8 protein-coding genes, 2 tRNA genes, 1 rRNA gene and 2 pseudogenes are annotated in these 9,812 nt (G+C 40.5%); 3 read left to right on the top strand and 10 right to left on the bottom strand.

Features of this window, described 5'->3' with window-relative positions; all coding sequences use genetic code 11:
* The 4 genes from ODU55_RS10955 to ODU55_RS10940 all read right to left on the bottom strand — a co-directional run.
* On the bottom strand, positions 1 to 601 hold a 601-nt coding region (locus ODU55_RS10955; protein ID WP_398582836.1), incomplete at its 3' end, for a transposase.
* Positions 602 to 866: 265 nt separating this feature from the next.
* Positions 867 to 1,418, bottom strand: coding sequence for a cysteine hydrolase family protein (locus tag ODU55_RS10950; RefSeq protein ID WP_029189114.1), 552 nt, complete (start codon positions 1,416 to 1,418; stop codon positions 867 to 869).
* Position 1,419: 1 nt separating this feature from the next.
* Positions 1,420 to 2,208, bottom strand: coding sequence for a GTP-sensing pleiotropic transcriptional regulator CodY (gene codY, locus ODU55_RS10945; protein WP_029189115.1), 789 nt, complete (start codon positions 2,206 to 2,208; stop codon positions 1,420 to 1,422).
* Positions 2,209 to 2,359: 151 nt separating this feature from the next.
* Positions 2,360 to 3,574 carry a pyridoxal phosphate-dependent aminotransferase gene (locus tag ODU55_RS10940; RefSeq protein ID WP_398582835.1) on the bottom strand — a complete coding sequence of 405 codons (1,215 nt, stop codon included), beginning with the start codon at positions 3,572 to 3,574 and terminating at the stop codon, positions 2,360 to 2,362.
* Positions 3,575 to 3,728: 154 nt separating this feature from the next.
* Between ODU55_RS10940 and ODU55_RS10935 the strand changes: the two genes are divergently transcribed.
* A complete protein-coding gene (locus ODU55_RS10935; RefSeq protein ID WP_004195772.1) occupies positions 3,729 to 4,181 on the top strand; it encodes a universal stress protein in 453 nt (150 codons plus the stop codon).
* A gap of 15 nt (positions 4,182 to 4,196) precedes the next feature.
* Here ODU55_RS10935 and ODU55_RS10930 read toward each other — a convergent pair.
* A pseudogene (locus tag ODU55_RS10930) lies at positions 4,197 to 5,562 on the bottom strand (Cof-type HAD-IIB family hydrolase).
* A 69-nt stretch (positions 5,563 to 5,631) separates the two neighbouring features.
* Between ODU55_RS10930 and ODU55_RS10925 the strand changes: the two are divergent.
* Positions 5,632 to 6,591, top strand: coding sequence for an asparaginase (locus ODU55_RS10925; protein ID WP_029186851.1), 960 nt, complete (start codon positions 5,632 to 5,634; stop codon positions 6,589 to 6,591).
* A 63-nt stretch (positions 6,592 to 6,654) separates the two neighbouring features.
* Here the strand turns inward: ODU55_RS10925 and recG are convergent, their stop codons facing one another.
* Complete coding sequence (gene recG / locus ODU55_RS10920) at positions 6,655 to 8,673, bottom strand: ATP-dependent DNA helicase RecG (protein WP_029186852.1); 2,019 nt, start codon at positions 8,671 to 8,673, stop codon at positions 6,655 to 6,657.
* A gap of 22 nt (positions 8,674 to 8,695) precedes the next feature.
* On the opposite strand from recG, the gene ODU55_RS10915 reads away from it, so the two are divergent.
* Entirely contained in the window at positions 8,696 to 8,827 is a 132-nt protein-coding gene (locus ODU55_RS10915) for a hypothetical protein (RefSeq protein WP_398582834.1), read from the top strand.
* A gap of 73 nt (positions 8,828 to 8,900) precedes the next feature.
* Here the strand turns inward: ODU55_RS10915 and tnpA are convergent.
* The 4 genes and pseudogenes from tnpA to rrf all read right to left on the bottom strand — a co-directional run bounded on the left by tnpA (position 8,901) and on the right by rrf (position 9,802).
* A pseudogene (tnpA, locus tag ODU55_RS10910) lies at positions 8,901 to 9,365 on the bottom strand (IS200/IS605 family transposase).
* Positions 9,366 to 9,515: 150 nt separating this feature from the next.
* A tRNA-Glu gene (locus ODU55_RS10905) sits at positions 9,516 to 9,587 on the bottom strand.
* Positions 9,588 to 9,609: 22 nt separating this feature from the next.
* Positions 9,610 to 9,682, bottom strand: a tRNA-Asn gene (locus ODU55_RS10900).
* Between the two features lie 4 nt (positions 9,683 to 9,686).
* Positions 9,687 to 9,802: ribosomal RNA gene (rrf, locus tag ODU55_RS10895) — 5S ribosomal RNA — on the bottom strand.
* Between the last annotated feature and the right edge of the window lie 10 nt (positions 9,803 to 9,812).

The following is a 9,812-nucleotide window of genomic DNA, read 5'->3' as shown; positions in this document are numbered from 1 at the left end:
TCTCATAGGTCAATAGATATTCTGTCAAAATCTCTGCGTAAAGTCCCTCAAGATGTAGGGAACGGAGCCAGCGGACATGTTTCTGTGTCCAATTACTGCTTCCCTCGGTATAGCGAAAATCATGTCGGAGACAGAAGGCAAGAATTTGTTGTTTAATCTTCTTCAGAGCCACTTTGTGGTCTGTTCTCATGCGGATATATTCTTTGACTTGTTCATCCTCAACAGTAGGAATATGAACAGGCCGATAGCTACGAAAGGCCAGAGCTTTTGCGAGCTGAGCTGCATCTTTCTTATCAGTCTTGACACGCTTAGATCCTTCCTTCATCACCGTTGTAGGTGCCATCACGATACAGGGAATCCCGTGAGCTTGTAGCTGGTGATATAGGGTAAATCCGAGACATCCAGCTTCATAGCCACATAATACTTCCGCATCTTGACCATACAAGCGACGAAGCTCATTCACATAGTTCACAATATAGCTAACATTTGGACTAACTTTAGTGCTATGTTTGAATTGATTGGTCATCATATCATAGTAGCAGAGTGAAAAACTTTCTTTGTGAACATCCATTCCGATGAAAAGTGTGGTAAAATGAAACATATAAGACCTCCAATTGAGTGTGGTAATTCCTGTTAGAAGTTGATTGTTTTTTTATTCTAGTGTACAGGTAAATCCACGAATTCTCAACTGGGGGTCTTTACATATTGTCTATATCAGAATCAGACTGACGACGTAGTTGTAGATGGAACTGAAGTTCATCAAGCTAAGTCAACAAGGTCTGAGTTTGATTTTCGAAGAGTGTTAATGATACAGATTCCTGTTGAAGAAAAACGAAAAACCAGTCCACAGACTGGTCACTATACTATTAGTCAATGATTGTCGCACCAAGTACATGACGCAAATGATTGAGAGCAAACTGATGATTCTCCTCCGTCAATGCAGCAATGGCTGATGAGACCACCTCAATACGATACCCCTTATTATAAGCATCAATAGCTGTATGAAGAACACAAATATCAGACAAAACACCCGTCAAGACAACCGTATCTACACCACGTTCTCTTAGTCGAACATCCAAATCCGTTCCAGAAAAAGCAGAATAATGGCGTTTATCCATCCAACGAACACGCGCATGCCCTGTATGTTTTTGATAAAAATCTGCTAAAGGACCATATAAGTCACGCCCTTGCGTCCCAATGATATTATGACTTGGGAAAAGCTGAGCTTCAGGATGAAATTCGTCCCCCTCCTCATGACCATCAATCGCAAAGAAAATATAGTCTCCATTTTCAAAAGCTTCTTGCGTAACCTGAGCAATTCGTTCAGAAATAGCCTGAGCTGATTTTCCAGCAGTCAACTTTCCTTCGTCTGCTACAAAATCTATTGTATAATCAATCGAAATCAATGCTTTTGTCATTTTAGTAGTCACGTTTCTTAATTTCATCAAAAATAGCTGGGATGAGAACTTTCAAATAAGTCCCCTTCATTCCCAAAGAACGACTTTCAATAATTCCTGCACTCTCCAACTTACGCAGTGCATTCACAATCACCGAGCGTGTAATACCGATACGATCTGCAATCACAGAAGCAGTCAATTGCCCCTCATTACCATCCAATTCACCCAAAATAGCTGCAACTGCCTTCATTTCTGAGTAAGATAGCGTATTTACAGCCATATTAACTGCCGCACGACGACGTATATTCTTCTCGTCTTCTTCCCGTTGGAAATTAAGTAACTGAATACCAACTACTGTTGCCGCAATCTCAACCAAAATCAAATCATCATCATGAAACTGCTCATCATTTCGCCAAATAATGAGGGAACCAAAACGAATCCCCGTCACATGGATAGGCGCAATCGTTGTCAAACCATTAGGATAAGCTGCCCGTGACTCCACAGGAATAGCTGTCAACTCACTCTCCACAGGCAAGTTAACCTGAGTATCGTAGACCTGCGCAACTGCCTTTACATACTCCTCTGGATATTGTTTGTTAATGTAGAACTCTTCAACCCTGTCATTATTGGTCTTATAGTTCATGTGATAGCCTAAAATCTCACCCTCACTATTGATAATACAAGAATTACAATCAATAATGTCAGACAAGTGCTCCGCGATGGCATTGTATGGCAATTCTTCCGCCAACTGCTCTTCGGAACGCTTCAAAATAGAAGTAATATTCCGTGTCTTCTCTAATAATGTTATCATATTTTCCTCTTTACTCTGTAATTGCTTTCAGTATAGCAAAAAATACATAAAATTTCAACAATTATCAGAATATTTACCGTTGTTAGAATAATACAAACAATTTCATTCAAGTAAAAAGAAAAGGCTGAGTAACATTCAGCCCTAAATTCCATTATCTACGATATTGCCGCAAGAATCGTGACATTTTTTCTTGAATTTCTGCCAACTCATCCACACGTGGTAAATACACAATACGGAAATGATCTGGATCCTTCCAGTTAAAACCTCGACCATGGACCAAAAGTACTTTTTCTTGCTTGAGGAAATCCAATACAAATTGTTCATCATCATCAACTCTGTACATCTCACGATCAATTTTTGGGAAGACATACAGACCAGCCTTAGGTTTTACAGCAGAAAGCCCTGGAATATCATTAATCGCCTTAGTAATAAACTCCCTTTGTTCATATAAGCGTCCGCCAGGCATCAAGAGTTCATCAACCGATTGGTAACCTCCCAAAGAAGTTTGAACAACCTGTTGAGCCAAAACGTTTGAACACAAACGCATATTGGACAACATATTCAAGCCTTCAATGTAACCTTTTACATGCTTTTTCGGACCAGATAAGACCATCCAACCTACTCGGAAACCACAAATACGATGCGATTTAGACAGCCCATTCATCGTCACAACAAATAAATCTGGAGCCAGTGTCGCAATAGGGATATGAACAGCTCCGTCAAAGACCATACGATCATAAATCTCATCAGAGAAAATGATCAATTCATGTCTACGAGCAATATCAATGATTCCTTCTAAAATTTCTTTCGGATAGAGAGCACCAGTTGGATTATTTGGATTGATAAGGACAATTGCCTTGGTTCGAGAAGTCACCTTGGACTCCATGTCTGTCAAATCTGGATACCATTCAGCTGCTTCATCACAAACATAGTGAACAGCTTTACCACCAGCCAAACTAACTGCAGCAGTCCAGAGAGGATAGTCTGGCATTGGCACCAACACCTCATCACCATTATCTAGCAAACCTTGCATAGACATAACAATCAGCTCACTCACGCCGTTTCCAAGATAAATATCTTCAATATCAACATTTGGAAATTTCTTTAGCTGACAATACTGCATGATAGCCTTACGTGCAGAAAAAATTCCCTTACTGTTCGAGTATCCCTCTGATTTACGGGCGTTATGAATCAAGTCACGAATAACTTCATCTGGAGCAGTAAAACCAAATTCTGCAGGATTCCCCGTATTCAAACGTAAAATCTGCTCTCCATTGGCACGCATGCGCATGGCCTCTTCCAAAACAGGCCCACGAATATCATATGCTACATCATCCAATTTTGTTGACTTGTTAAATTGCTTCATGTCGTCACCTCGACTTTCTATCTTTTATATTGTACTGTAAAAGCAAAAAAAGTACAAGAATCCTTTACATTTTCTCTTAAAAGGCTTATAATAAAAATGTAAGGAACTACTCTACCTATTTCGGGACAAAGCTCTTCTGAAAGGAGTGATTATTATGACACAATCTTACAAAACAATACTCGTCGCTGTAGACGGCTCTAAAGGAGCAGAATTAGCTCTTCATAAAGCTATTCATGTCGCACTACGCAACCAAGCACGTCTGATTATCGCCCATGTGATTGATACCCGTGCTCTCCACAATGTTGTTGCATTTGACGCCTCTGTCTATGAATCTTTAGAAAGAGAGGCGGAGCTCCTCCTCGAAGAATACAAACAAGAAGCCCTCAACGCCGGTCTGACCGATGTACAGATCCGCATTGAATTCGGTAACCCAAAAACCCTACTGGCTATCGATATTCCAAAGGAAACCGGTGCGGATCTTATGTTACTTGGAGCAACTGGTCTAAACGCCTTTGAACGTCTCCTAATCGGATCCTCATCCGAATATATCATGCGCCACGCAACTATTGATTTACTCATTGTTCGCGATGGAGAAAAAAGTTTATAAACCAAAAGACTTGATTTACGAATCAAGTCTTTTCATCTGTCTTTTCAGCTCTTCCTGAATCTTTTCCTCCGGCGCAAGCCGTTCTTCCCAATCATCAGGTTTTAAAATTTTATGAGTGATTGGATCGAAATGAGCCTTACCATCTGGAAATATTTTCCCCATATTTGCAGTATGGACTATCTGAAAAATTGGTTCTGGATCAACCCCCATCAAAACAAACGAACCATATGTAAAATAAAGAATATCCAGCAAAGCATCTACCTGATCCTGCATCGAAACCCCGAAACTTCTCTTGCCAGATACCTTAGCAGCAGCAGTATCTAAATCCTGATGAAGTTGTTGAATAAAATCATGAAACTCAACTTCAGATTCTGAAGCTGCATGTAGAAATTCTACCAACTCCTCCACTTTAAAACCAGCGCGATGCAAAGCCGTCTGTCCATCATACACACTGGGAAGTTCTTGGGTTTCACCATCCATTAAAAAATGAAAATCCTTTACCCTATTAAAATTATCGTCCTTGCTCTGAAACATCTTATCCCTCAATCACACCAAAATGAATTAATGCCTTATAAATCCCATCACGATTATTTGTATCTGTAACAAAGGAAGCTGCTTGTTTAACCTTTTTCGTCCCATTTCCCATCGCTACCGAGTGCTGAATTTCATTCAACATTTCAAAATCATTATTAGAATCTCCGAATACCATAACTTCATCTAACTCAAAACCATATCGTTCTGCAACCTTTACAATACCCGATAATTTTGAATTTCCCTTACTGATAATATCCGTCGCATAGGGACTCGAACGCGTAAAAGACAAGTTCGGAAAGAGCACCTCCAATGATTGCGTCTCCCTTTCCGTCGTCAGCAACATCAGCTGATAGATTGGTTGAAAGAGAAAACCTTTCAAATTCGTTTCCTGTTGAGGACTGATCCAACGTACCAAGCGATTGAAAACAAAGTTTATGATTCCAGCCCAGGACTCCGGAATCATACGCGTCACACGATATGCAAAATTTCCTGTTCCAGCACTCATAATCTTACTACCAAATATGCCTTTAGCAGTTCCAAAAGACAAATCCTTATGGTGAGTTTGCGCATACTCCATAATTTGTTCAATTTGCTTTGGCTCTAAACTCTGACTATAAATAACTTCTTCTCTTGAAAAAATATATTGACCGTTATAAGCAATGGCCAAATCTAGCCCTAAACTAGCCATATACTGCAAAACAAAACGAGGATCACGTCCTGTAGCTAGACCAACTAAAATTCCCTTCTCTTTCAAAGCATTAATGGCGAGAATAGTTGAACTACTAACCATACGATTGTCGGTCAATAAGGTACCATCAATATCGAAAAATACAGCCTTTATCGTCAACCAACTCACCTACTTTCTAAGAATTATGTTACAATTAGTATATCACACTTTGAAAGAAACTGAAAATTTATGAAAAAAATTCTAGTATTGCATACAGGTGGAACCATTTCTATGCAAGCCAATCATCAGGGTGAAGTTGCATCTAGTAAAATCAATCCAATGACCCAAATTGATAGCCCACTAGAAGAAATTCAAGTGACATCCTTGGATTTTCTCAATGTTCCAAGTCCGCACATTCGCTTAGAACACATGATGGCTCTATACCAAAAAATCAAAGAAGAACAAATGAACTTCGATGGTTTTGTCATTACACATGGCACAGACACTTTAGAAGAAACTGCCTATTTCCTTGATACAATGGCTATTCCAGAAAAACCAATTGTATTGACCGGAGCCATGCGTTCCTCAAATGAACTAGGTAGCGACGGAATTTATAACTACCGAACAGCCCTACGTGTGGCTGCTGATGATAAATCCGCAGATAAAGGTGTTCTAGTGGTCATGAACGATGAAATTCATGCTGCTAAATATGTTACAAAAACGCATACCACCAATGTCTCAACCTTTCAAACACCAACCCATGGACCACTGGGGTTAGTCACCAAACGAGAGATTCTCTATTTTAAAACTGCTGAACCACGTGTTCGATTTGACTTGTCAAGAGTCACAGGAACGGTCCCAATCATAAAAGCTTATGCAGATATGGACTCCATCCTCCTTGATTCTCTCACTGCAAGCTCAATTTCCGGCTTAGTCATTGAAGCACTCGGCGCCGGAAATCTTCCGCCTACCATCCTTCCAGCCATTAAGAAACTCCTTGATCAAAAGATCCCCATTATTCTGGTATCTCGCTGTTTTAACGGAATTGCTGAGCCTGTCTATGCCTACCAAGGAGGTGGCATCCAACTGGAACAAGACGGCATTCTATTTGTTAAAGAATTAAATGCTCAAAAAGCCCGACTCAAACTCCTTATCGCTCTCAATGCAGGCTTGGAAGAGCAAAGCTTGGCAGATTACATCCAAGGTTAATCGCTGACGAACTATACAATATGTCAAAAGACCAGCACATGTGTGTTGGCCTTTTTTATATGACTAATCCAATTCCTCTCCATCTTTCAAATTAGCAAGTAAAATCGACCAATTAGGGTCCTCCTGCCAATTTTCCACACTAACAATCTGACTAGCAACTCGTCTTGCTTCCTCTAAAATTGGATAGTCCTCGATAATATTTGCAACCTGAAATTCTGGCAAACCTGATTGACGAGTTCCAAATATTTCTCCAGACCCACGCATTTTCAAGTCAGCTTCAGCCAAAATAAAACCATCTGTCGTCTCTGTCATAATTTTCATGCGTTCCTTACCAGACTCTGTTTTAGGATTAGCAACTAACACTGCATAAGACTGCTTATGACCACGTCCTACACGCCCTCTCAACTGATGTAATTGGCTTAAACCAAAACGATCTGCATCCATAATAACCATCACCGTTGCATTGGGCACATTGACTCCGACTTCAATAACAGTGGTAGAAACCAAAATATTCGTTTTTCGCTCCTTAAAAGCCTGCATGATGGCATCTTTCTCGTCATTTTTCATCTTACCGTGTAACAAATCCACTGTAACTTGCTCTCCAAAGTGCGCCTGTAAATCAGATTGCAGATCTACAGCATTCTTTAAATCCAGAACCTCAGATTCTTCAATCAGCGGAGAGATAAAATAAACCTGGGCACCTACTTCTAACTCCCGCTCCAACCAATCTAAGACCGTGGGCAGCTGTTGATGTTTGACCCAGCGAGTAATAATTGGCTTCCGACCAGCAGGCAACTGATTAATAATCGATACATCCATATCTCCAAAAGCTGTAATAGCTAACGTCCGAGGAATAGGTGTAGCAGTCATCATAAGCACATCCGGATTATCACCCTTCTCACGAAACAGACGGCGTTGTTTAACCCCAAAACGATGTTGCTCATCCGTCACAACCAAACCAAGCTTATGGTACGTCACACTTTCCTGTATAAGAGCATGAGTTCCTACAATGATGTCTACCTGACCACTAGAAATCGCCTCTAAAGCAGTACGACGCTCCGCAACCTTCATTCCCCCTGTCAAAAGAGCAATAGAAAGTTCTGGAAAAAGCTGGCGCAAACTCTCAAAGTGTTGCTCAGCCAAAATTTCTGTCGGGACCATAATTGCAGCCTGCATCCCCGCAGTCACAGCAGCAAACATAGCTAATCCAGCAACTACTGTCTTCCCTGAACCAACATCCCCTTGTAACAAACGATTCATGTGCCCATAGGACTTCATATCTGATAGTATTTCAGCCAAGGCCCCAGACTGAGCATCCGTTAAGGCAAACGGCAATTGTCTTATCTGCATAGCCAATCTATCAGCATCATAAGCAATCTTCAAACCATTCGAAATATCACGATTGTTGGCTTTCAGCATTTGCAACTGTAATTGAAAATAAAATAATTCCTCAAACTTCATACGTCGCAAAGCTTGTCTATACTCTTCTAAATTTGTCGGAAAATGCATCGCAAAAACCGCCTCTCGGCGATTCATTAACCGATAGCGCTCTCGTAAAACTGATGGTAAATTCTCCTCTAATAAATGCAAATATCCCTGATCAATAGCCGTTTTAATAGCCTTAACCAAATTTACTTGCGAAATCCCCTGCGCCACATGATAGACAGGCTGCAGCTCATCTGATACTTGAGCCAAAACTTTCATTCCTGTCAAACTTGCCTTAGCCTTATCCCACTTTCCCCAAACTGCAATATCCTGCCCCAAAACAATCTTATCTGCTAAATAAGGCTGATTAAAAAACGAAACTGCTAAGACAACCTCACCCTGTTTCATTGAAAAACGGAGTCTATTTCTTTTGTAACCATAATACTGTACATTAGCTGGAGATACCACCTCCCCAACTACCACTGCCTTCTCACCATCCTGCAAATCATAAATAGACTTACTCTCAAAATCTTCATATCTAAATGGATAGTAAGTCAGCAAATCATTAATATTCTGAATGTTAATTTTTAAAAATTTTTCAGCCGATTTTGGACCAATCCCTGGCAAAACCGATAATTCATCACATAATCTTTTCATGTCTCTATTATATCAACAAACAATGAATAGACAAAGCAACAAGAAAAGAAAAAGGAGCCAAATTAAAGCCCATTCACCTCAAAAAATCATGACCACCCGTCAAACGGGTGGTTTGAACAAGGGCTATAAGCCCACATCACCAGCCAGCGCCTAAAGACGCTGGCTTTCACTTTGTTCAAGCCTCACTGCTTTTGACTCGTCACTAGCCTCTTAAAGAGGCATTCGTACTACTTGCCATTATCCCTAAAGGGATCTTCATATTCTTTTACACTTAACTTATCAAGTGCTATATCATGTTTTTCCTGTTCTTATATGTATTTCTTAATTGTGGCTTCATTAAGTCCAACTGTACTTACATAATAGCCCTATGCCCAGAAATGACGATTGCCAAATTTATATTTGAGATTGGCGTGTTTATCAAACATCATAAGAGCACTCTTACCTTTTAAATAACCCATAAAGCTTGATACACTTAATCTCGGAGGAATACTGACTAACATATGAACATGGTCCGGCATCAGATGTCCTTCGATAATTTCTACGCCTTTATAACTACACAAACGTCGGAATATTTCTCCCAAACTACTTCGATATTGATTATAGATGATTTTTCGTCTATACTTAGGTGTGAAGACAATGTGGTACTTACACAACCACTTTGTATGTGATAAACTATGTGCCTTTTGTGCCATACTTTTCTCCTCTCGCTTTACAATAGACTTGAACACCTTTATTGTATCGCGTTTGGAGTTTTTTTGGTATAACCTTCGTCGCGCACCTTACGGAGCGTGACGGACTAAAAGTCACATAAACAAAAAAGAGACCTAAGCAGCCTCCCAATATAGTCCGTACGGGATTCGAACCCGTGTTACCGCCGTGAAAAGGCGGTGTCTTAACCCCTTGACCAACGGACCATATACTAAAGATTTCTCTTTACTCCGCCAACAGGGCTCGAACCTGTGACATCATGATTAACAGTCATGCGCTCTACCAACTGAGCTATGGCGGAATATGCTAAGCGACTACCGTATCTAACAGGGGGCACCCCCCAACTACTTCAGGCGTTCTAGGGCTTAACTGCTGTGTTCGGCATGGGTACAGGTGTATCTCCTAGGCTATCGTCACTTAACTACTGAGTC

Source organism: Streptococcus sp. 2022WUSS037, from assembly GCF_044427225.1.
Lineage (GTDB): Bacteria > Bacillota > Bacilli > Lactobacillales > Streptococcaceae > Streptococcus.
The sequence above is the reverse complement of the archived record's forward strand: the minus strand, read 5'-3'. Positions and strand labels throughout refer to the sequence as shown.